At 47.0% G+C, this 24,864-nt stretch carries 16 protein-coding genes and 1 pseudogene; 16 read left to right on the top strand and 1 reads right to left on the bottom strand.

The window, feature by feature from the left end; all coding sequences use genetic code 11:
• Positions 1 to 15: 15 nt before the first annotated feature.
• The 7 genes from KJW29_RS31155 to KJW29_RS31185 all read left to right on the top strand — a co-directional run bounded on the left by KJW29_RS31155 (position 16) and on the right by KJW29_RS31185 (position 15,168).
• The gene (locus tag KJW29_RS31155; RefSeq protein WP_214627516.1) at positions 16 to 1,299 is read left to right on the top strand and encodes a PucR family transcriptional regulator; all 1,284 of its coding nucleotides are present in this window, start codon (positions 16 to 18) and stop codon (positions 1,297 to 1,299) included.
• 24 nt (positions 1,300 to 1,323) lie between these two features.
• Positions 1,324 to 2,943 carry a response regulator gene (locus tag KJW29_RS31160; RefSeq protein ID WP_214627517.1) on the top strand — a complete coding sequence of 540 codons (1,620 nt, stop codon included), beginning with the start codon at positions 1,324 to 1,326 and terminating at the stop codon, positions 2,941 to 2,943.
• Positions 2,930 to 4,780: a cache domain-containing sensor histidine kinase gene (locus KJW29_RS31165; protein ID WP_214627518.1), complete on the top strand. Its 1,851-nt coding sequence runs from the start codon at positions 2,930 to 2,932 to the stop codon at positions 4,778 to 4,780. Before KJW29_RS31160 ends, KJW29_RS31165 begins: the two co-directional genes overlap by 14 nt.
• Before the next feature lie 427 nt (positions 4,781 to 5,207).
• Complete coding sequence (locus tag KJW29_RS31170; protein WP_246608453.1) at positions 5,208 to 5,909, top strand: ABC transporter permease subunit; 702 nt, start codon at positions 5,208 to 5,210, stop codon at positions 5,907 to 5,909.
• Positions 5,902 to 6,828 (top strand): carbohydrate ABC transporter permease, encoded by a 927-nt coding sequence (locus tag KJW29_RS31175; RefSeq protein ID WP_246608454.1) that lies wholly within the window; start codon positions 5,902 to 5,904, stop codon positions 6,826 to 6,828. Before KJW29_RS31170 ends, KJW29_RS31175 begins: the two co-directional genes overlap by 8 nt.
• 105 nt (positions 6,829 to 6,933) lie before the next feature.
• Positions 6,934 to 8,688, top strand: a complete 1,755-nt coding sequence (locus KJW29_RS31180; RefSeq protein WP_214627519.1) for a type 2 periplasmic-binding domain-containing protein — start codon at positions 6,934 to 6,936, stop codon at positions 8,686 to 8,688.
• A 153-nt stretch (positions 8,689 to 8,841) separates the two neighbouring features.
• The gene (locus KJW29_RS31185) at positions 8,842 to 15,168 is read left to right on the top strand and encodes an S-layer homology domain-containing protein (RefSeq protein ID WP_214627520.1); all 6,327 of its coding nucleotides are present in this window, start codon (positions 8,842 to 8,844) and stop codon (positions 15,166 to 15,168) included.
• A 107-nt stretch (positions 15,169 to 15,275) separates the two neighbouring features.
• Here KJW29_RS31185 and KJW29_RS31190 read toward each other — a convergent pair whose 3' ends face one another.
• Positions 15,276 to 16,052 (bottom strand): IclR family transcriptional regulator, encoded by a 777-nt coding sequence (locus KJW29_RS31190; RefSeq protein WP_087570606.1) that lies wholly within the window; start codon positions 16,050 to 16,052, stop codon positions 15,276 to 15,278.
• A 268-nt stretch (positions 16,053 to 16,320) separates the two neighbouring features.
• On the opposite strand from KJW29_RS31190, the gene KJW29_RS31195 reads away from it, so the two are divergent.
• From KJW29_RS31195 to KJW29_RS31235, 9 genes and pseudogenes are all read left to right on the top strand, one after another.
• Entirely contained in the window at positions 16,321 to 18,060 is a 1,740-nt protein-coding gene (locus KJW29_RS31195; RefSeq protein WP_214627521.1) for a type 2 periplasmic-binding domain-containing protein, read from the top strand.
• 76 nt (positions 18,061 to 18,136) lie between these two features.
• Complete coding sequence (locus tag KJW29_RS31200) at positions 18,137 to 19,045, top strand: ABC transporter permease subunit (RefSeq protein ID WP_087570604.1); 909 nt, start codon at positions 18,137 to 18,139, stop codon at positions 19,043 to 19,045.
• Between the two features lie 21 nt (positions 19,046 to 19,066).
• On the top strand, positions 19,067 to 19,954 hold the full coding sequence (locus KJW29_RS31205) for a carbohydrate ABC transporter permease (RefSeq protein WP_214627522.1): 888 nt from the start codon (positions 19,067 to 19,069) through the stop codon (positions 19,952 to 19,954).
• Positions 19,955 to 19,985: 31 nt separating this feature from the next.
• On the top strand, positions 19,986 to 20,834 hold the full coding sequence (locus tag KJW29_RS31210) for an amidohydrolase family protein (RefSeq protein WP_214627523.1): 849 nt from the start codon (positions 19,986 to 19,988) through the stop codon (positions 20,832 to 20,834).
• A gap of 15 nt (positions 20,835 to 20,849) precedes the next feature.
• Positions 20,850 to 21,956, top strand: a complete 1,107-nt coding sequence (locus KJW29_RS31215) for a mandelate racemase/muconate lactonizing enzyme family protein (RefSeq protein WP_214627524.1) — start codon at positions 20,850 to 20,852, stop codon at positions 21,954 to 21,956.
• Positions 21,957 to 21,966: 10 nt separating this feature from the next.
• Positions 21,967 to 22,728 carry a creatininase family protein gene (locus KJW29_RS31220; RefSeq protein ID WP_214627525.1) on the top strand — a complete coding sequence of 254 codons (762 nt, stop codon included), beginning with the start codon at positions 21,967 to 21,969 and terminating at the stop codon, positions 22,726 to 22,728.
• 15 nt (positions 22,729 to 22,743) lie between these two features.
• Entirely contained in the window at positions 22,744 to 23,118 is a 375-nt protein-coding gene (locus tag KJW29_RS31225) for a RidA family protein (RefSeq protein WP_108994011.1), read from the top strand.
• A 43-nt stretch (positions 23,119 to 23,161) separates the two neighbouring features.
• Positions 23,162 to 23,902, top strand: a pseudogene (locus KJW29_RS31230) (Gfo/Idh/MocA family protein); the annotation flags it as partial.
• Positions 23,903 to 24,170: 268 nt separating this feature from the next.
• Positions 24,171 to 24,830 (top strand): RraA family protein, encoded by a 660-nt coding sequence (locus KJW29_RS31235; protein WP_187105242.1) that lies wholly within the window; start codon positions 24,171 to 24,173, stop codon positions 24,828 to 24,830.
• Positions 24,831 to 24,864 lie beyond the last annotated feature (34 nt).

A 24,864-nucleotide genomic window follows, 5' to 3' on the forward strand; every position in this document is an offset into this window, starting at 1 on the left:
CAGGAGTGGTTGGTTATGACGGAATTAGATGCTTCCTTTGGACGAGCCTTTGAGCGTGCCTTTGATAGTCTGGAAGCTCTCGCGGATACGATTAGCGAATCTCTTCAGTCCCAGGTAACGATTGAAGACGATCATCATAATGTTATAGGATATAGCTCTCATCAACTGGAGAGCGATGCGGCGAGGCTTTCCACCATTATCGAGAGGCGTGTTCCCAATTCGGTCCTGTCAGGCTTACGTAAAAAGGGGATCCTGCAGCTACTGGAATCCGTGGCCCACTCCGTCAGAATTCCAGCCATTAATGAGATTGGTTTAGGGGCGAGACTGGCTGTTTGCATTAAAAATAATCATACGGTTCTAGGTTATATATGGGTAGTAGATACAGGGAATTTAATAGAGGGTCATGCGGAACGGGTCATCGAAAAGTCGGCAGAAATTGCGAAGCGGTTCTTATTGAAGCAAAGAAGCTGGAAAGCGAAGCAGGACAAAACGCATGATGAATTTATTTGGAAGCTGCTGACGGACTCTTATCAATCCGATTCGATGATAAGAAAAGATGCGGAAGCCTTATCTCTTCTGCTTCCAGATTGTTATCATATCGTTGTTTTTGAATGCAATGTACCGATCAATGATGAGAGGGTAGCGAGATTTAGGCTAGCGCTTACTGCTAAATCGCAGGCACGTTTGGCTTGCCTGACGGCAAGTCAAAATCATGTGATAGCGATCCTATCGTTATATTCGACGGCCTCCAATAAAGCAGATCTTACCTCGTTCATCCACGCTTTTGTTCAGGGAGCCAACGAAAAAAAAGATGTTACCATTACCGCATTCGGCTGCAGCGGCAAATACGATAAGTATACGCGGGCTTCCAATGCTTACAAAGAAACCATGCATATTCTCTCATTGAAGAAACTTCTCCCTTTTCATACTCGCCAGGTTGTCCATTATGATGATCTGGGATTTCTTATGCATGTCCCATCTATTATCGAGCATAAAAAAAATAGCGATTACAGCAGCCCATTGCTGCAATTATTAAGAGAGCACGATCGTGAAAGCAAAAGCGATTTTATGAAAACGTTAGCAACGTATTTGTCCCTCAATTGCAATGCCAAGGATACGGCCGCTCTCCTGCATATTCATGCTAATACGCTTAATTATCGCCTCAATCGAATATCGGAGATTACAGGTCAAAGCTTGAAAAACTCGAATGATTTCGTATCCATTTATTTGGATATTTTGACCGAAGAGACCAGCTCAATTAATCAATGGCTGCCTTCTCGGCAGGATAGAAATGACTGACGGATCGGAAAATGGAGGGATACGATGTATCGGGTCCTGCTTGCAGAAGATGAAATACTCGTCCGTCTCGGACTGAAAAACTCAATCGACTGGAAACGGTTCGACATGCAAGTCATTGCCGACGTTGCCAACGGTGCGGAAGCTTGGAGCGTTTACGAGAAATTGGAGCCGGAGATCGTGATTACGGATCTTAAAATGCCGATCATGGGAGGAATGGAGCTGATTACGAAAATCAGAGCCGTCAACCCCCATACGCAGCTGGTCATCCTGACTTGCATAGAAGAATTCGCGCTTGCCCGGAAAGCGATGTCGCTTGGCGTCAGCGATTACATCGTCAAGCACAGCGTGTCCACGGAAGAATTGGAGCAGGTGCTCTCCAAGCTTCATGCGGAGCTTTCGGTCAGTTCTGTAAAACCCCCTGTACCCGAAGCGGATGCAGGGATCATGAAAGAGAACCTGTTAAAGGATTATTTATTTCTTCACCGCTTCACGCCGGAACAATTTGCTCTTAAGGCAGAAGAAATGAATATGTCCCTATCCCCCCGTCATATCGTGGCTTGCGCGATGGATATCGATCAATTCGAACAATTGCGGGAGAAGTTTAAGGACGATAAGGGTCAATTGATTCGAGTGTCCTTGCTAAACGTGCTCAATGAAGTGATTAAGGTTTATGGTCATTGCGAAGCCTTTCACGATAACGAAAGTCGATATATTTTGCTCTTCAGCAGTCCCGATTCGGTAAGCGAGAAAGAAATCGAGGAATCGATGCTTCGGATGTTAGGGCATATCCGCAAAGTGATGCGGACATATTTTAACGTTATCGTTTCGTTCGGAATAAGCAGTAAACAATCAGGTTTTCAGCACTTGAAGCAGCAATATAAGGAATGTGTAGAAGCCATCGAGCAATCCTTTGCAGGCGGGACCGGAAACAATTATTTATGGGCAAGCAGGGACGACGAAGGGAATTCCCGGGAGATGGAAGAGCGGCTGCTTCGTTTACCTGACTTATGGGAGAAAGTAAGCGTCGGTTTTCAGGCGGATTTCTGTGACCAGATCCAACATTTTATCGCAAACCGGCATTATCGTACGAAATTAGAAGCCCAAAAGGCGTTCATGCAATGGCTGCATAGTCCGGTACTGTCGCTGCGACTTACAGGCGAGGAGATGACCGCATTATGTTCGTCTTATGCTTACCGGTTGGCTCAGGCGAAAACGCTGCTTGCGATGATCGAATTGTACGGTGATTTTGTGAAAGATTTAACCGGAAAAATAACGATCCGGAAGCGGACAAGCGGGCCGGTGACCCAGGCGCTTCGATTCATCGAGTCTCGTCATGCGGAAGATATTTCGCTGCAGCAAGTCGCGGAATCCGTATCCATGAACGCCAACTATTTCAGCACGCTGTTCAAAAAAGAAATGGATGTTAATTTCGTTGATTACGTGCTGCAATTCCGCGTGGAAAAAGCCAAAGAGTTATTCCTGCACTCGAACCTGAAATCTTATGAGATTGGGGAACGGGTTGGTTTCGTGAATTACAGCCACTTCAGCCGAGTGTTCAAAAAATATTCGGGTCTGAGTCCGCGGGAATTCCGAAAGCAATGGGGGGCGGAATCGATTGAGGATGTTCAGCATGAAGATCTTTAGTCGAGGGGCCTGGATAGGAAGGAGACGGGGAAGGGGACGCAGCCTTCGCCTGCAGCTTCGGGTTTCATTTATATTAATCAGCCTGATTGCCTTATTGATGAGCGCGATTCTTACCTACTTTGGAGTGCTTGGCATTCTCGAAAGAAAGACGAACGAGTCGTCGATGCAATACTTTTTGCAGGCCGGCGATTCGATCCATGAATTTAGGCAAGAGATTGACAAAATGTCGAAGCAACTGCTGACCGATCCGATCATACAGCAGTTTTTGGATAATAAGCTTTTGGAAATACCGGATAAAATTCAATTGCATAGGGATGTCATTCAAGAACTGGACGCCTATATGGGTAATTACGAGTATTTGGATTCGATCTATGTGTATGCCGAGGACGGCAGGATCATAGGCGCAACAGGCGATAGAACGTTTGTGTTTAATGACGAAAAGAAGCAGGAACTTTATTATGCCTCATCCTTCCATCATCAAGTTCTGCAGGTCAAGTTGGATAATTCGTATCCGAGAATCGTGTGGGAAGGGGCTCATCGAAAAGGAGATTTCGGCGAGTCTTCTTCACTTTCCAATGATGAGCCCAGAAACCTGATTACGGCGGCACGGGCTGTCAAATCTCTTTTTCAGAGTTTGCCTTCAGCTTCCTTGATCATCAATATTCGGGAAGATAAGCTGTTTTCCCTATACAACAATTTGAAGTCCAAGCTTAACGGGCGAATTTATGTTTGCAATGGATTAGGCCAAATTATCTCGCATACGGATAAAAGCTTGTTAGGCGCTTCCAGCGAGGCTTGTGCGGCAATTCCCGAAGATGGGGCTAACGGAAGCATCAAGATGAACAATGAACAGATCGTTTATTATCAGGTCGGCTCATCGGATTGGACAATGGTAAAAGAAGTGCCGATCAATGAGTTTATCGAGGATATTTTCAATTTGCGGTTTCAGATGCTGTGGATATTGGGAGTCAGCTTCGCAGCAGCGTTTTTGGCATCCGCATTGTGGATTAAAAAAATAACGAGGCCTATGCATAATTTAATGGAAGCAATGGGGAATATCGAGAAGGGCAAGTTCGATTTCACTATCGAAGATAATCAATTGAATGAGTTTGGCCGATTGAGCAGCGGATTTAATCGGATGTCCTTTGGCATCAAGGAGCTCATCGAGCAAAACCGAATGGTTGAAAACGAGAAAATCAAGGTGGAAATCCAGATGCTCCAATCTCAAATCAATCCCCATTTCTTATTTAACACCTTGAACACAATCAAATGGATGGCGGTCGTGAATAAGTCGGACAACATTACGAAAAGCATTACTGCTTTGTGCAATTTGCTTCGGCCGATTTTTAAAAATCCGGCAGTGTTATGCACGCTTAAGGAAGAGCTGGAGTACGCGTATCATTATATTACGATTCTTAATTACCGGTACGGTGAAGGGATCGAGATTGAATATGCTGTTGTGGAAGAAGCATTATCCTGCACGGTTCCGCGTTTTATATTGCAGCCGATCATTGAGAACGCCATCTTGCATGGATTCGAGTACAGCGGCTACGCGGGCAAGATCCGAATTGAAGTGGAGGAGCTTCCAGCTTTCATCGTCATTCGCGTCATCGACAACGGACGTGGCATGTCCGACGAAAATTTGCGGCGGGTAAAAGAATGGATGGAGTCGCATAAGCCGGAAGAACGGTCGGATGCTGACGAATCCGCGTATGGGATCGGTTTGGCGAATGTTTATCGCAGAATCCGCTTAAACTTTCCGAAGTCGCCGGGGCTTGAAATCTCCAGATTGCCATCCGGAGGCACTCGTGTCGACCTGTTTATCCCTAAAAGCTGAAAATCAGCAATGTTTTCCCGAATATCCATCATATCTGTTAAAGGCAAGCTTGCAGGACGATTAATCCGCCGAAAAAGGAGCATTATTTCGGAGATTACATCATTTTGCGGCTGCCTTTTTTTATTTATGATGGTTCTGCAGTAAGCTAATTTGAATTGGTGGGTCATGAAGAAAATCCTGAGGTGATTGCGTGAAATCGGCAGAAATTAAAATGCTCGATCAGAGAGTTGTTAAGGAAAAAAGCAAAAAAAGTATGATCCTGTTATTAATGGCGCTTCCTTTCGTCATCCTCGTGTTTATGTTTAATTACGTCCCTTTGTTTGGGTGGATTTATGCGTTTTTCGACTATAAGCCGGGAATTCCCTTATCTAGCAGTCCTTTTGTCGGTTTGAAATTTTTTGAGCTCATTCTTCATGATGGAGGTGACATGGCGAGGGTAGTAAAAAACACGTTAGCAATGGGCTTGCTGGGGATATTGTGTTCTCCTCTTCCTGTTATCTTCGCCATTATGCTTAATGAGGTGAAACATAAATATTTTAGAAAAATCGTACAAACTGCGGCTACTTTTCCCAATTTTATTAGCTGGGTCATCGTATTCTCGCTTTCTTTTTCCATCTTTTCCAGCGAGGGACTTTTTAATGGGATTATGACTTCGCTAGGGCTGATTGACAAACCTACGAATTTGCTTGGAAATGCGGATGCTGTCTGGTATTTTCAGACTGCTCTCCTCATATGGAAGAGTCTCGGATGGACTTCGGTCATTTATTTGGCGGCTATAACAGGCATAGATGCGGAGATTTATGAAGCTGGCAAAATGGATGGAGCGAGCAGGCTTAAGTTGATCTGGCATGTAACAGTGCCAGGCATCATGCCGACATTTATCGTACTCCTGCTGTTATCGGTTAGCAATATACTTACAATCGGGTTTGATCAATATTATGCCTTTAAAAATCCGCTTGTCGCCGACAATATCGAGGTTCTCGATCTCTATGTATACCGGATAGGCATTGCCACTAACGATTATTCCTATGCGACCGCGATCGGGATTGCCAAAACCTTCGTAGGCATCGTACTTCTATTTTCCGTCAACATGTTCGCCAAAAAAGTAAGAGGCCAATCCATTGTATAAAGGGGTGCAGGAAATGGATGTCGTTCAGAGGAGTAAATTATCGGATCGTTGCTTCACGGCTATGAACTATTTTTTGTTAATCCTGTTTACGATCTTGTGCATCTATCCATTCTATTATGTATTTATATTTTCGATCAGCGATCCGGCAAAAGTAGTCTCGGGCGTTACGTGGTTCCCAAAGGGCCTTACTTTATATAATTATATATCCATATTTAAGATCGAAGGCATTGTTAGGGCATTTATGAATTCTACGATTAGGACGGTCGTCGGGACGTTAATTACATTGTTTTGTTGCTCCATATTTGCTTATACGGTTACTAAAAACCAAACCTATTTCCGCAAATTTATTTATCGATTCGTGATACTTACGATGTTCTTTAATCCGGGACTTATACCGATTTATTTGACGATGAAGTCCTATGGATTAATTAATTCCTTCTGGATATACATTTTGCCTTTTGCAATGTCGGCTTATTTTGTAATCCTGCTCAAAACATTTATCGAGCAACTGCCGATCTCGCTTGAGGAAGCGGCGCTTATCGACGGTGCAGGTTATTTTACGGTTTTTGCGAAAATCATTTTTCCTTTAAGTCAACCGATTCTGGCGACTATAGCGGTTTTTTCAGCGGTAAATCAATGGAATTCCTGGTTTGATAATTACCTCTATGTATCCAATCCCAAGCTGCAAACGTTGCAATACCTTTTGTATCAATATCTCACCGAATCACAGAGAATAGCGGACAGCATCAAAAATATGAATACGCAACAAATGTTGGACGCGGCTAACCAAATGGTGTTGACGCCGGAAGGCGTTAGAATGACGATTACGATGATTGCCGTCATTCCTATTATCCTTGTCTATCCCATGATGCAGAGATATTTTGTAAAGGGGATTATGATGGGCGCGGTCAAGGGTTAAAGCAAGCAAGCGCGGTTAGAGCATATGTCGTTATACCAAGACTGATATACTTGACCTTGCATATGGGGTCGTATATATAAAAACAAAAACAGGAGGAAGGTCGAAATGAAAGCAAGGAGCTCGGGAAGACGCAAGAAGCTTCAATTCATCTTGGTGCTGTGTATGGCCGCAGTCATTATGATTACAGGTTGCACGTCCGGCAATAAGAAGGAGGAAGAGAACTCGGGACAGGCCGGCAATCAAACGACGGCAAGCCAAAAGCCCGTTGAGCCCGTTAAGCTTACGATTGGAAGCATCACATCGCTTTTTCAGATCGAAGAACAGTATTGGCCGAATTTGGTTACCGATGAAATTAAGAAAAAGCTGGGCGTAGAGATCGAAGTGATTGAATATGACGATGAGAAGCTAAAGCTTGCTCTTGCCAGCGGCGAACTGCCTGATATTCTCGTTACGAACAATAGCTACATCCAACAGCTGGTCGAAGGGAAAAATGTGATTGCATTAGATGAATATCTGGTCGATCACGGGAAAAATATTGCAGCTAATTATCCCAACCGAGTTTCCTTTTCCAAAAAGTTTTTGAGCAACGATACGGGAAATCTGTATTTCCTAAACTCGAATGCAGGTCCGACGGGCCTATCGAACTGGTGGTGGAACGGTTTCATTGTAAGATGGGATCTGTATAAAGAGATGGGTTATCCTACGATTAAAAACGAAGATGATCATCTTGCTGTATTGGCGGAAATGCAGAAGAAGCAACCGACAACGGAGGATGGCAAAAAGGTTTACGGAATGGGATTATTTAATGATTGGGGTCCATGGGCTTATTGGGTCGGCCATGGAGCGAACATGGGGTATGCAAACTGGGCGCCTCATGCGTATATAACCAATGTTCATACAAATGAGATTTCCGCAAACTATGCGGACACCTCGAGTCCGCTATGGGCAAACTTAAAATATTTGTACAAGGCAAATAAGTTAGGTCTTCTCGACCCCGATAGCTTTACGATGAAGAGCGCAGACTACGCAGCGAAAGCTGCGGCCGGTCAGTATTTGTCGGCCATGGCGACCTGGTGGATCGATGCGTATTCCATTGCCAGCGTGCAAAAGGATCCGAACTCGCTTAAAGGATATGTCTCATTGCCTGTAGAGGGGATGACCGCATGGGCCAATTCCTCAAGTTCGACCGGATGGCCAGGGTTTCTGCTTAGCGTGACCAAAAATGCGGAAAATCCGGAGAAAGCGGTCGAGCTTATCGATTATCTGTTCTCCTATGATGGAGTACGTACAGCGCTGAGCGGCATTCAAGGTGAAGATTGGGATATCGTCGATGGCAAAGCGCAGATGCTGCCGGCTGCAATCGAACGACTCCAAAATCCGAAGGATGAGGATAAGAAGAGGGGACTTGGCGTACTTAACAATATCGTAGGGATCACGGGTGCAGATACTCATCCGACGGACGGCGGCCTCCTTGATCTTCGCAAAAGTATTGACGTGCTTAAGTTATCTCTCACTCCAACGCAACGAGACTTTAGCAGCCATTACGGAGTAGAGATGCCTTATCAGGTTCACGAGAAGCTAATGAAGGAAGGAAAGGCCTTCGATCAGTCTAATCAGATGATTGAAATTTCTAACGTATTGCCGCAAACTCCGGATGATATTACAAGAATCGATGCCAAACTGGACGATATCATGATGAAGGGTATGCCCAAAGTCATCCTTTCCAAGTCCGATGAAGACTATGAAAAGAATAGGAACGACATATTGAAACAGTTAGAGAGTGCCGGTGCGGAAACTTCTTTTGCATGGTGGAAAAAGGCTTGGGATGATGCGAAAGCTACAGTAACAAGCATGAAGTAAGAACGGATAAAGGAACAAGTACGGGAACAAGGTAGATGCGCAGGTTCACGTTTCTACCTTGTTACCGCTTGGATACTGAATATCGAAGTTTAAATATGAAAGCGTTTCCAAATGTATCGAGATAGAGTTTACTATTATATGGAGGTGTTTCAGTTGTTTAAAAGGTGGATGTTCCAAATCATAACGATCGTGTTTATCGTTTCAAACATCAGTTTGTGCGCGAGCCCCGCCATTTCTTATGCGGAAGACAATCCATTTGAATACGTGGGGCAAGATTCGCTATTTTTTATAAACGATACACCGGATACCCTTATCGGAGTAGCGGATCCAACGGCATCTGATGGTATGACGGCTAAAAAAGTGCTTAAAGCGATAAATACGTGGGATTTCCAACTGCGTATGACCAATGGCATTTTTACAAACGACGCAAACGGCAACGCGACCGGCGTTTCGCCTTTTGTTCCAGGGAAAGCGTATGAACTTTACGCTAGAGTGAAAGTGGATTTTAATGATGAAGATGCTCCGGGCTATGCGTTCTCAGTCGGTGTCTATTCGATTACTCAAAGTAACTTTCCACTTCCCGGAATTCGCCAGCCATTGTCGCAATTGAATGCCAATGAGTGGACGGATATTAAGATTGGAACCTACATCCCCGCTTTAAATGGGAAGGAAGCCATCTATCTGGCTGCTGCAAACCATATGAACCATATTATAACGGCTGTTTATGTCGACAAGTTTTATTATAAAGAGGCGCCAGCAGGCGTGCCGGCAATCAATCTTGGCGGTGATTTTCAAAATTCACCTGTATCTCATGCGGGAGGAACTTTATCTATACCCGTTACGACTGTTAATATTGCGAACGGTGGACTTTTGGACGTAAAGGTCACGAATAGCAACGGCGAGCTGCAAAATTTTGAAGTCCAATCGAATACGATTCAAGGAAATAACGCCACGATTAAAATCATCGTTCCTCAACGTACCAAGGGCGGGATCTATCATGTCGAAGCAAGCTATCAGAATGCCGGGATCAGCAGAGCAACATTTGAAATAACGAACGCTCCTTTAATCATGATAGGCAACATGCAGGGGACTCCCGTCTCCTACAATGGCGGCACGTTAAATGTAAGCGCAGCCACTCTGAATATCGAGGATTCCGAGACCATTGCGGCTCAAGTTTATGATGCTAATGGCAATGATGTGACTGGGGCTTCGGGCATCACATTTACTGGAAATACCGTTTCAGGGGATGCTGTGGAGATGGCCGTTCAAATTCCGCCGTTTACGGCAGCCGGAACCTATACGCTGCAATTGGCTTATGGGAACACGACTCACCAGGGGACCTTTGTTGTCGATCAGGCGCCAATCATCACAATCGGGGCAGTGAGCGGGGATCCCATCGCTTCTTCATTAGGCGGAGAACTCGTGATCCCGGTGACGACGCAAAATATTGCGGATCAAGAAAATGTCGTAGTCATCGTTCGCAATGAGAACGATCAAGTGGAAAACTTCTCGATATCGGGCACGACGGTCGTTTCCGGCCAGGCGAATATTCGCGTGACGATCCCGCCTGCAACAACGGATGGCAACTATACCGCGGAGCTGAAATACGCAACTATTCCGTCAAGCACCATTACATTTACTGTGACGGGAGTCCCATATCTTAAAGCGGGCGAAGTCACAAATAGTCCTGTTTCTTACAAAGGCGGGGAGATCCAACTGCCTGTTTCTTCCGCTAACATAGCGGATGGGTCTGAAATAGCCGTAACGATCAAAGACGATGCCGGAGCTGACGTGACAGAGACTTTATCATTTGCGGCAACAGGAAATACGATTATGGCTAACGCAGCCCATGTTGTGATCACCGTTCCGAACGGCACACCGGAAGGCGTATATGCGGTCGAGCTGGAAAGTCCGGGCGCAGCAATAAGCGAATCGAGCTTTGCGGTGCAGGGGGCTCCTCTAGCCGACATTTTGCCCATTATTGACAACCCGGTATCTTACTCTGGGGGATCCCTGATTATACCGATTACGACGATGAATATCGGGGACAACGAAGATTTATCGATTACCGTTAAGGACGGCATGGGGGCCGATCAGACTTCTTTGTTTGCGATTACAGGGAACAAGGTTGCCGCAAATCAAGCTAGCATACAGGTTATTGTCCCTGAAACGAATGCAACCCAGGACGCTATTTACACGGTGCAAATTCATTATGATAGCTCCTTGCTGGGTAGTACGCAGTTTCGTGTCCTTGCTCGCCCCGAAAGCGTTACCGGCGATTACTTGATTGAAGACAACAGCTTTATTTACCGTAACAATGCCGCAAGCGAAGTGGATGGGACGGCCTCGGATGGATTTTCGGCAACAATGGCAGGCAGCAGCGCGAGCAAGGATATCGTCTATAAAGCTTGGGATTTCAGCATGCTTAAATACGCTGCTCCGTATGACGTATATTTCAAGTTAAAAGTCGATCCCGGCACAAGTGTCGGCGGCGGTGTCGTAAAAGTAGGCGTATATGATGCCACTCAGAAAAAGGAGCTGATTCCTCCGCGAGTGATCGACGTGTCGGAGATCACGGATCAGCAATGGAAAGAATTTAGAGTGGGTACGATAAATCCGAATTACGGCGTCAATCGGCTTGATTTCTACGTGGAAGGAATGGGGAACGACGGCATCTCCGGCGTTTATGTGGATCATATCGTGTTAAAAGAAGCTGCACCTCATGTGATCCAGAATGGACAATTTACGCTCGGCAGCAATGCTTCGAATATACCTGATGGATTAACGCCCGACAACAGTGCGACGAGAGTAGTTAATGGGGCGAACGAAGAAATTCCGGCTATCGAAATCCCTATTGCTGGAAGCGACTTGGTTGCCGGCGACTATACGTTGATGCTGCTGGTAAATCCGGATCGAGTGCCGGGTTCGAATTGGGACGACGCTACCGGAGACGTTATGGGCTTATCTGTACATGATGTGACGACAGGTCAAGCGCTGTTGCCTAAAAAAATCTATACGACGGCAAACTCGCCCTTTAATATGAAGCTCGAATATTTCGGAGCGATCACGATGCCCATTGGGATTGATCCCTCTCACGAATATCTCGTTAAAATCTATTCGACTGCGAATGAGGCCAAATTCCCTTCGTTTAGAGTCGACAGCCTAACGCTTACAAGAGTGCTTCCGGAAATCTATTATGATCCGAATAAGTATAACAATGTGTATCCGTACAAGATTTCACCTGCGAATCAAGATGGCATTAATGATAGGGCTACCATTTATTACAGCATCCACGGGCTGTACGAGCCAGGCAAAACCATTGATGTCAAGGTTTATGACGAGCAAGGAAACACGATCAAAAGGCTTGTAGAGGCAAGAGAAGATTGGACGTATGTGAAAGAGACATGGGACGGAACCAATGATCAGGGCATTACGGTTGCAAACGGACTTTATACGATCGAAGTAAAACGATCGGATAATCGGATTTTCTTAAGAAGAAACGTTCAGGTGATAAGCGGCGTGCAGTTGACGGAGGCGTCCGTGAATCCTGCGCTGGATGACTTTCCGAAAGGCGTCTGGTTTGAAGCCGGCAATATTCCGTATATTGCAGCGGATGCGGCCGCGTATTTGGATCAAACATTCAAGGATATTAGCGATGCGGGAGTCGACACTGTATTTCTTGCGAACTGGCACGGAAAGCCGGGGATCTACGACGTTACATTGGAAAAGGCTGCCGAATACGGACTCAAGATGATCGGTTTGCCCGACGGACATGGGTTGTTCAAGTTTTGGGGAGGCAACTATTTCGATTCGGAGGCACTCTATAGTAATGATGAAGTTCAAATGCACAGCGCTCTAGTCGAACTGACCAATAAAGCCTTGGATTCCGAGCATGCCGAGCAACTGATCGGCTATCTATTATTCGATGAGCCGCGGAGCTTGTACGTGGTGGATAAGGAGCGTTTCCGGGATAATCTGTCCGTTATGAGAAGAATGCTGGAGAGCATCGATCCGGGTCGCTTTACCGTCATTGATTATACAATGCCCGAGGATGCTGCGTATTTCTATCCTTCCAACCAAACGCAAGCGATGAGCCTGGACTTGTATCCGGTTGTCAATCACTATCCTACACCGGGAAATTTCAAGCATATCGGCACGTATCCTAATGCTACGTATGAGGAAAGCCTGGATGCCTCTACGTTGCAGATTCGTAAAGAGCTTACGAATGATGCGCCGGTGTGGATGATTTTGCAGGCGCATGGAGAGGTCGGGGGCCTTCCGAGGGAACCGATTCCTTCGGAGATAAGGGCGATGACTTATGAAGCGATAGGCCGAGGAGCAAGAGGATTTACGTACTTCTTGTATCAATCCACAGTCGTTTGGAGAGGTATGGTTGATTATGACTATACGCACAGGCCGCACATTTATGGAACCATTAAGCAGCTAATGAGCGAGATCGACGCGCTGAAACCAACCATTCTTGATATGCGAAGGATCGCCAACATCGCTGCCACAACCGGCGGTGGCGGAGGGGCTACGACCCAACCGTTCGATCCGGGATACCCAAGCGCCGACATTACGACGCATGAAAGCGTGAGTACTCCGAACAAGTATATGGTGGTCGTCAATCATAATGCGGAGGTCGATGATGACGTGACGATCACGATCGACCGGGCGAAGCTCGGAATGAACGTCAAATCGATCTTGGAGGTCAGCAAAACGGACGGCAGCAAGTCGGAAGTCGAATTCCAGACTACATTGGACAGCTATATCATTTCCGATGTGAATTTTGCGGCCGGAGACGGGAAAATCTTCGAGCTAGTCAGGGACGATGAACAGATTGTCAAAGAGGTTCAGGATAGTCTCTTTGGAACATGGGGAGCGGGCAGTACAAGAGGTAATGCGGATCTATCCGCCTCTGACGGCAAAACGGCAATGAAAGTCATTGGAGACAGCAACGGTCCGATGGATTTCTACAGCTATACGCATGATGCAGAGCTTACTGTCGGTCAAACCTATGATGTATATGCAAAAGTTAAGGTCAATTACAAAACGGCATTATTGGCCGACTTGGTTAATGGCCCGTCCTTTCCTAAGCCGGAAGGAGATGCGTTTACCGTCGGACTGAACTTTAGCGCGGGAGGAAACATCCTGGATCCGACCGTGATCCCGGCTGGCAGCATGGAAAACATGTTCTGGACAGACTTGAAAGTAGGTCGGTTCACGGCTACGGCGGACAATATCGCCCAGCAAGCATCGTATGTGTATGTGTCGCCTGCAAATAACAAGGCGAATATCGAATCGATATACGTAGATAAGTTTTACTTCGTAGAAGCGGGCGAACCTGTTTCCAGCGAACCGGGTGCCCAGCCGCCAGTTACTAATGAAAACGGAAAAGTCGAAAACAGTTCGAAAGTATCCGTTTCTCCACAGAAGCTGAAGGAGTTGTTCGCAGCCGCGAAGCCGGATGAAAACGGGATCTTAAACATCGTGCTGGATTACACCAAAAATAAAGTCGTCAACGAGGTTCGAATCAACTTTACGGATGTAAACGAATGGCTGTCCAAACGGGAAGAACGCGCCAATCTGGTTGTTATGACCGACTTTGGAACGGTGAAAGTGAATGGTGCATCGATCCGGAAGCTTTCTACGAGCTCGACTGGTCAAATGACGTTAGTCATTCGAAAAGGCAGCTTCATCATCGAAGGTTTGGTCAATGATAGACCGGTCGATTGGACGGACGAAGAGCATCCGTTGGAAGTCGAAGTGAACCGGGAAATCAAGCCGGGGGAGAACGGCGATTATATCGTTGCCTATCGCGAAAGCGGCGGGGTGAAAACAATCCTTCCTCAAAGCGTTTATGCAAACGGAAAAGCGGCATTCCGCTCCGCGCAAAGCGGAACCTTCGATGTCCTGTATAATGAAAAGTCCTTTATGGACATGAAGGGGCATTGGTCTGATAAAGCGGTGAAATACATGGCTGCGAGGGATGTAATCAAAGGGACGGGAAATAACGCCTTCTTGCCTGATGCGACAGTCACTCGCGCGGATTTTGTAGCGATGCTCGTTCGCATGTTAGGGCTGAAAGGCACGGGGACGGAGTCTTTCAGCGACGTGAGCAGCGGCGATTACTATGCCAAAGAGGTCGCAACAGCCAAGGCATTGCAGCTTATTAAAGGTAACGGGAAAAATGAATTCAAACCGAAAGAACAAATAACCCGCCAGGAAATGTTTACGATAGCTGAACGCGCATTGCGAAAGTTGGAGATGTTGAATGATGAACCGGGGGATGCCGATCTCAGCCGGTTCAAGGATGCCAATGCGATATCCGGCTATGCCCGTGATAGCATCTCAGCTTTGTATGCAAAGGGCTTGGTAAACGGATCCCAGGGTAAGTTAAATCCTGCAAATCCTGCAACACGTGCTGAAGCGGCGCAGTTTCTCATGAATGTGCTATTAGAAATATCCATAAGGGATTAGAGGCAGAAGGGGAATCACCAAAAAAACGGCAGCCCGTCAATTGACGGGCTGCCGTTTTTTTGCGCGCTTGGCAGCGCATAGGCCTACTCGATTCAGGAATGATAGAATCACGTTTTCGATCCGAGAAAACCAGACAAAATTTTGGCAGTTTCCATCAATTTATCGGCATATTCGGCAACTTTCTGCATAGGCATATTGGCTTTCAAGGTGGAAATGCTGATGGCTCCGAATATATGCTGGTTGTCTCTGAAAATGGGAGTGCCTACGCATCTCACGCCCAATTCTCCCTCTTCGTCGTCAATCGAGTACCCGTACTCTCGAATTTGCTTCAGATGTTCACGGAAAGCGGATTCTGAGGAAATCGAGTTGTCTGTCAAGGAGCCCATCCCCTTATCAAACAATTTTTGCAGTTCATTTTCAGGCAAGAAGGCTGAGATTGCTTTGCCGCAGGCTGACACATTCAAGGGTTTGCGTTCACCGACATAAGAGAGAAATCGCACGGAGCCAAAACCTTCGATCTTTTTAAGGCAGATCGACTCCCCGTTATCAAAGGTGCATAGATGTACGGTGAAGTGGGTTTCATCCCGTAATTTTTCCAAATGCGGGCCGAATAAAGAGTTAGGGTCTATATGTCGAATGGACAACATCCCTAAACTGTAAAGACTTAAACCGAGATTATAAGATCCATCAGGGTTTTTGCGTACATAGTTGTGAGTCTCAAGGGTATGCAGTATGGAGTATACGCTTGTTTTGGGCAAATTCAGCTTTTTGCATAGGCCGGATAATGTCAATCCTTCCGCAGAATGTGCGAGACAATCGATAATGGCGATCGATTTCTCCAGAGCAGGGACGGAATAACTTGGACTTTCGGTCTTAATTGACATAACATGTCCCTCCAGAAAACAAAAATGTGAAATTGTTCAGACGGCTACAAATCTATAATAGATGAATTCGTAATAATTTGCAAAACGTCCATTTATGCAGCAGAAATAGGGGGGAGGCAAATCGAATAAAGCGCCTTCATTTTCGTTGACAGAAATTATCTTTTAATATATTCTTTATTTAGACCTATTTTTAAATATCGTTCAATATACGGAACAACACGCAAATGAATAGGTCGTCCGAACAACAAAAAAAGAAGGGAGACGGCAAATGAAGGGAGCAAAATTAAAAAAGAAGTTGATTGCATTGCTCGTCGCGTGTCTTGCACTATCGCTCATTGTCGCATGTACAAACAACGGGGGGAATTCAGGCCAGACGACAGCAAACCCAGAAAGTACTCCTTCAGGCAGCAGTGACACGACAGGGGAAAACCAGCCAGATCGATCACCTTATACGATCAAGTACATGTATCCCGGAGGCACTAACAAAATCAAATTATCCGATGAAACCGAGATTGGCCAAATTATTAAAGAGAAATTCAATATTGTATTCGAATTCATTCCTTATGCTGGTAATTGGGAGGAAAAAGTAAATCTGATGCTTGCCGGAGGGGATTACCCGGAAATTTTGTGGATTCAATACAATCCGAGTCTGCAAAAGTACATACAAGCCGGAGCTGCTTTGCCGTTAGATGATTATTTGGCGGATTCGCCCAACTTCGCGAAACGGTATGCCGAACAGATTCCCATTTGGCGCAGTATTGCCGCCGACCAGAAGCTCTACAACTGGCAAAACGGGCAAAGCGATTTTATGAACAACATTCGTGGTTTCGATATCGGGACTCGAATCGACGTTCTGGAGAAGCAGGGTTATCCGAACTTGGTATCAGAAGATGAGTGGATCGCTTATTTGAAGCAAGCGATGCAGGATTTTCCGACTACGCCGTCCGGTCAAAAAACAATCGGTATGGTGGCACCGTTCGGGGAGCCGTGGGGAATGGCCGGAATTGCCGGCATTATGTACGAAAAAGGTGGAAGATACACGGGTGTAGCCGGTAACGGAGCGGTTATTTTCGACCATAGCAATGATCAGTTTGTCGACTACTTGAAGAATGAATACGTCAAGGAATCCATCCAATTCTTCAACAAGCTATACAGAGAAGGCATATTGGATAGGGAAAGCTTTACGGACAAGAGTCCCCAGGTGGAAGAAAAGCTGGATAGCGGCCGCGCGCTAAGCTCTTGGTATCAACTTCCCGGATACGGCACCAATCTGAAGTTGATCGAATCCGGACATCCGGAGATGCAGTACATCACATTGCCGGTTCGTAGCAATACGCAGGTTGAAAGAAACGAGAAACGTTTGATTATGGAACTGGATCTTGTTCCTTTTAACAATATGATTATTACCAAAAACGCCAAGGACCCGAAACGCATTATGGAGCTTGTTGACTGGGCATCGACAGACGAAGCGCAAATTCTGTTCCAGTCGGGCATTAAAGACAAGCATTACACGGTCGATGCGAACGGAGTACGCACGCCTACCGATTTGTACACCTCCGAAGCGCAAAATCCGGATAGCAAAGTCGGCTTGTTCCTGTTCAACTTCCTTGGATACGATTCGAGAACGGGGGAGGACGGTCAAGCTTACAGCGTAAGCTCCAATCTGGAATACCGGGATAAGCTATCGCAAACAGAAGAAACGATGAATGCCTTTAAACAACTCGGCTGGGAGACTTCGTTTGATTACTGGCTGGAAACGGCAGAAGGAGCGAAGTCAGGCGTCGTTCCTTCCATTAAGCTCGACCCGGATTCGGCGCTTAGTCAGACCGATCAAAAGCTGGTGGAATTCAGAGTGAAAAATACAGCCAAGCTCATTATGGCAAAAGACGACGCTGATTTTGACAAACTATGGGGAGAAGTCCTGCAAGAGTACGAGAAGCTTAAACCGCAGACCGTGATCGATGAATACAACCGGCTTTATCAGGAAGCGTTGCAAATTTTCAAATAGATAACTATTAAATCGGGCGAAGAATAGGAGACGGCTTGTCTTCTATTCTTCCCGGACTAAAGGGTGATCCGCTATCATGTTGCAACGCAAACTGTATCGGCAACGTTATCTCTTTCTCATGCTGGCTCCGGCTTTTCTGCTGGTCCTGATTTTTAACTATGTGCCTTTGGTCGGATGGATGCTGGCATTTAAGCGTTATCAGGTTGGATTGGGTTTTTGGGCTTCGGAGTGGGTCGGTCTTGAACAGTTCAAACGATTTTTTATGCAAAGCACCGACTATGTCTATTTGCTGCAAAATACATTGTCCATCAATTTCATGATGATCATTACCAATTTGACTTTAGGGCTTTTGTTTGCCGTTCTGCTCAATGAAATCAGACGCCGCTTTTTTGTTAAAATCATACAGACGGTATCATTTTTTCCGTTTTTCATTTCATGGGTCATCATTTATTCCATAGCGAATACTTTTCTTTCCTCCTCTTCCGGCCTGCTCAACGAACTGCTGATGAAATGGGGGATATTGTCCGAAGGGCTGAATATTCTCGGGGAAAGCAAATATGCATGGCCTCTTGTCATCCTGCTGGAAGCCTGGAAATCTGTCGGATATATCAGCATTATCTTTATTGCCGCAATATCGGCCATACCCGGCGAACAATACGAGGCGGCCGATATCGACGGCGCTACGCGCGTGCAGAAATTGAAATTCATTACAATTCCCAATTTAATGCCGACATTCGTGGTCATTCTGATCTTGAACAGCGGCTGGATCCTTAATTCTAACTTTGAGTTGTTCTATATGTTCACAAATGCAACAAATTGGGAAAAGATGGAAGTTTTAGATATGTACATCTATAAATTTGGATTACAGCAGTTGAACTATTCGTATGCTTCCGCCGTAGGGATCGTAAAAACGATTGTCAGTATCGCTATCCTGTTGTCGGTAAACGCATTCTCGAAGAAAATGACAGGGAAATCTATTTTTTGAGCTGCGGAAAGGAGAGCGAATATGCATTACAAAGCAAGTCCGGGCGACCGCGTGTTTGATTTTATTAACTATTTAATTATGATCCTTGTTTTTATTGTCATGGTCTTTCCTTTTCTTCACTTGATCAATTACTCGCTCAGCAATCCTTCGCTTGTCAGCGGGAAATTTCTGTTTTACCCGAAGCAGTTCAATTTGGATTCCTACAGAGCCATTTTTGCCAATCCGGATGTCCTTAACGGCATTTATATCTCGCTTGCAAGGACCATTATCGGCACCTTATTTATGGCTATAGTCACCTCTATGGCGGCCTATGTAATAACGCGCGACGACATGGTCGGCATCAAATTCATAAGAAGATATTTTGTCTTCACCATGTACTTTTCCGGCGGCATTATTCCGACTTACATTTTGATCAAAAGTCTTGGATTGGTGGGTACCTTTTGGGTCTATGTCATTCCGTCGGCGGTAAGTGTTTTCAACATGATTTTGATCAAAACGTATATTGAGGGAATTCCCAAAGAGCTGGAAGAGTCGGCGTTAATTGACGGAGCAAATGACGCATACCTTTTTGCCAGAATTATTCTCCCGCTTTGTCTTCCGGTTATGGCGGCTATTTCGTTGTTTGCGGGCATCGGTCAATGGAACGCATTTATTGATACGCAATTCTACAACGCGATGCATCCGGAGCTATTCCCGCTTCAATATGTGCTTTACAATTCCTTTCAAACTATCACATCGGTAGAGCAGTTTACCAACAGCATGTCCGGTGCGGAAAAATTCAGGATGCTCACCCCGCAGAGTCTCAAAATCGCGATGACGGTAATTACAGTGCTGCCTATTATGCTTGTGTACCCGTTTTTGCAGAAGTACTTTATGAAAGGGCTATTGCTTGGTGCGGTTAAAGGATAAAAATATTACCGGATGGGAAAGTGAGGATATCATGATTTTTGATTGCCATACCCACTTGGCGCAGCCAGAACATATTTCCGGTCCCTTTTTAGCTGATGCGCGACGCGCGTGGGGCGATAGTTTCGCCATGAAGTGCACGCCTGAGGATCATAAAAATGCGCTGGATAAGGTGGAAAATTGCTCCGGCGCGATCGTGCTGGCGCTGGACGCTCCATCGACGGGATTTAACGTGCCTAATGAATATGTCGCGCAATATGTGCAGGGGAATCCGACCCGACTTTTCGGTTTCGCGAGCATTGATCCACAGCGGGAAGAACCGGAACGGCTGCTGGAAGCCGCCGTGAAGGAATATAAGCTGAAGGGGCTGAAGCTGGCGCCGTTTTATCAGGATTTTCATCCACTGGATCGGCATTGCTGTCCTCTGTACGCCAAAGCGCAGCAATTGCGATTGCCCATCATGTGGCATCAGGGCACATCATTTGTTCAGAAAGGGCCCTTGGAAAAATCAAGGCCGGTCTATCTGGACCCGGTAGCGCGCTCGTTCCCTGATTTGAAGATGATTATTGCCCACATGGGGCACCCGTGGATGGGCGAAACGATCTCGGTTGTTCGCAAAAATCCGAATGTATATACGGATATCTCGGCATTGGGTCGCAGACCTTGGCAAATGTACAACGGATTGATCGAAGCCATTGAATACGGCATTGAGGATAAACTTTTGTTTGGCACCGACTTCCCGTTTTTTACAATCGAAGAGACGATTGAAAGCTTGCAGAACCTCAATCATCTGGTGGAAGGAACGAATTTGCCGCGGATACCGGATCGTGTCATTGATAAAATTCTCAGCAAGAATACGCCCGAAGTTTTGGGGCTTCGTTAAAAGGAGCGTTGCATTGTGAAAATTGTTTCGGTTGAAGCGATTCCTGTTATTCTGCCTTTCCGCAAAGCCGTAAGCGATATATGGGGAACTTACCCCTCATCCCGTCACGGCATTGTGATCGTACGCGGCGAATCGGGTCATTACGGCGCCGGGGAGATCGCCTTCGCATGGTTTGGCGGGGCGCATTCTTTATGTCATGAGGTCAATACGCACTGGGCCGACTTCCTGGTTGGTATGGATATCCGGGATATTTCCTTGATTAACGAAAAGCTGGATCATCTTTGCAGCTTCTCCAAACGGCATCTGCTGGCAAAAGCGGGCGTCGAGACGGCCATATGGGATCTGCTTGGCAAGGAACTGCGGCAGCCGGTCTATCAACTGCTGGGGGGGAGGAGAAGAGCGGAGATTCCGCTGACCGGCGGAGTTTCGATGGGCGTCCAGGAGGAGATGGTGGAGGCGGCCGTTCAGCATGCAGCGCAAGGGTACGGGGAGCTTAAATTAAAGATTGGAGCCGATGACCGAAAGGATTTGGAAATGGTGAGCGCCATACGCGCAGCCATCCCCGACTCCATCCTGCTCAGAGTGGATGTAAATATGGCGTGGCGCGATCCGAAGCAAGCGAAACGAATGATTGACGAGCTTGAGAAGCATGGCGTACACATGGTCGAGCAACCGCTGCACTACGACAGGCTGAGCGAGACGGCCTGGCTGCGGCGCAACACCAATGTCAGTATTCTGATTGACGAGGGCGTATGGGATGTTCCGGACGCAAAGCGGACTCTGGAGGCGAATGCAGCAGACCTGCTCCATGTGTACATATCGGAATCCGGCGGGATATGGGGTTCGCGGCAAGTATTCGAGCTGGCCGCCCATTATGGCGTGGATTGCACGATCGGCTCCATGCCGGAGGGCGTCATCGGCGGTGCGGCGTCGGCGCATATAGCTGCGGCTATGGCCAATCTGTCTGGACACGCTTCCGATATCCGGGGCTTTACCGGTTATCTTGAGGATGTGGCGGCGGAAGAAATGACCATCAGGAACGGAGCCTTGATTGTGCCGGAAGGGCCGGGGCTGGGAGTCACGATCGATTTTGAAAAGCTGCGCAAATTGTCCGTCAGCTAGGGGGGATTCCATGATCTTTCATGAACTGACTTATGAAGCAATTAAAGATATCGACTTTTCGCGCACGATTGTACTTATACCGACGGGGGCAACGGAGCAGCATGGGCCGCATCTGCCGACAAATACGGATACTTTGATCGTCGGTCGATTGGCCGAGAGGATCGAGCGGTCGCTTGCGGAGCATATATTGCTTACCCCGACGATCTGGTTGGGACATTCTCCGCATCATATGTCGTTTGGCGGTACATTGTCTTTGCCTCATTCGGTCTATATCCAGATGCTGCATGCGGTTTGCGATTCTCATGTCCGAATGGGCGCGAAAAAAATATGGCTATTAAACGGCCATGGAGGAAATGGAGCGCCTCACCAGATCGTACTTCAACAATTAAAAAACGAATATCCCGATGTGATCGCCGTTGCCGCTGATTATTGGAACCTGGCCAGGGAGGAGATCGGCAGCATTCGCCAGTCCGGCACAGGGGGGCTCGGACATGCCTGCGAGCTGGAAACTTCCCTCTATCTGTATCTCGATGAAACCAAAGTGTTGCGCGAGCGGATTCGCGATGACGGCGTACAACCCGAAGGAGATATCTGGTTGTTGGATATGCAGAGAGGAAATGAAGTTTCGCGCGTGTTTAATTTTCGGGAGCTCACGAAATCGGGCGTTTTTGGCAGGCCTTCGTTGGCAACGAAAGATAAGGGTCAGCAGTTGTTTGATGGTATTAGCGCTAGGTTGGAGCAATTCGCATTGCAGTTGCTGCAAATTCAATAGAAACGAGGGTGGCGCATGTCTAAACAAATGATTAGCTCACCACGGGTTCATCCGGTGTTTGGCCATTATTCGTCGGCAGTTCTGAAACAAAATACGATGTATTTGGCCGGATTTGGACCCTTTGATGTTAACCAGCAGCTGGTAGGGGAGACCATAGTCGAACAGACGCATCAGACGATGCAGAATATTCGCAATCTATTGGAAGATAACGGATTCGGCATGAGCGATATTGTACGCGCCACCGTTTATTTGAGTTCGATATCCGATTGGGCCGCTTTTAATGAAGTTTTCGGCCAGTACTTCGATGGAGATTATCCGGCCAGAACAGTAGTCGCGTGCGAGTTGAACGGTTTTCTGGTGGAGGTCGAATGCACGGCTATCAAGGACTGATTCGACAGTCGGGGGGAGGCAAGCGATGAAAGACTTTCTATGCATGGGTGTAATAGGCTGTGGCGATATCGCCGTTTCCAGGCATCTTCCTGCTATGCACGCATCCGATGCGGTCCGGATTGTTGCGCTTTGCGACACGGATCTGGAGCGAGCCAATCAACTGGCCGCCAGGTACGAAGTACCCTTGGCGACAACCGATCACCGCGAGCTGTTGAATGATCCCGGCATTGATGCGGTTGTCATATGCACGCCGCCTTGGATAACGCCGTTATTGACGATAGAAAGTTTGCAAGCGGGCAAGCATGTGCTGTGCGAGAAGCCGATGGCGGTGGATTTGGAGACGGCGCTGAAAGTGCGGGAGGCGGAGCAAAGCAGCGGTTGCCAGGTGCAAGTAGGTTTTACATACCGGCACGGCCCCCTGTTCGAAACATTAAGAACATGGATTCGGAGCGGGCAGTTGGGAGCGCCGCTTATCTATCGAATGGGCATCTTTGATGAAATTTGGGATCCGGACGGCAATCCCGAGCATTATGACAGAATCTATCGCACTATGGAGCGCGGCTCGCCATCTATTCATGACGGCGCCCATGTGGCGGATTATCTGAACTTTCTGAGCGATTCCCGGGTCGAGGAAGTACAGTCGTTCGGCCTGCGTACCCGAGAGGAGTTTCCCGCGTCGAATTACGACCTGTCGGTCATCCGGTTTGCTAACGGCGATATCGCTAAAGTGGAAATCGGCTGGTTTATGCCGCGGTTTCCGAAGGGCGAATTTGAAGTTGTCGGTCCGCGCGGCATCGCCATTTTTGATCGCGACTCCCGCACCGTTCAATTGAAAAATGAAACCGTTACGCAGACCGTTCGGCTTGAGGATGATTATTTTGAATCCTGCTTTAAAATCCAGTTGGACAAATTTGTCCATAGCATCAAGACAGGGGAGCCATGCATTCCCGGTACGCAAGAGGGCATTGACAGCCTTGCTTTAACCAAAGCTATCGAAAAAAGCATTTCCGGAAAACCATAAAGCTAGATGCGAGGGAGAGAACAGCGTGAATATGAACAGCGACAGTCAACTTTTTGAAGTCATGAAAGCGAAGCTGTATACCGGCGTTATTTGCGATACTTTGGATGAATTGGGGTATCGGGAACAGGCCATGAGCGAGCATGTACGGCCGCTGCAGCCTGATCTTGTTGTTGTAGGGCGGGCCAAAACGATATTGGCAGCCGATGTTTACCATGTGCATGAACATCCGTACAAGCTGGAAATTCAAGCGCTTGACAGCATTAAACCCGGTGAAGTGGTGGTGATGTGCACGAATCAATCCGTGAATAACGGCATTTGGGGCGAACTGCTGTCTACGGCAGCCGCGATGAGGGGAAGCACGGGCGCGATTGTTGACGGATTGATCAGGGATACCCGCAAGATCAAAGACATGAATTTTCCCGTCTTTTGCAAAGGGATCAAACCGGTGGATTCCAGGGGAAGAGGAATCGTGATCGATTATGACTGCCCTGTTGTTGCGGGAGGAATTCGCGTGCATCCGGGCGACGTTGTATTCGCAGACTGCGACGGCGTTGCGGTTATTCCTTCCGCAGTGCTTGAACAGACGGTCGAATTGGCAGTCGGGAAGGTCGAAAGAGAGAATAACAGCCGTAAAGAACTGCTGGAGGGCAAGCTGCTTCAGGATGTCTTCGATAAATATGGCGTTTTGTAAAAGCGAAGTCAAGGTGAAAGACACATTCCGCCAC

It is taken from the genome of Paenibacillus agaridevorans, assembly GCF_018604145.1.
Classification (GTDB): Bacteria; Bacillota; Bacilli; order Paenibacillales; family Paenibacillaceae; genus Pristimantibacillus; species Pristimantibacillus agaridevorans.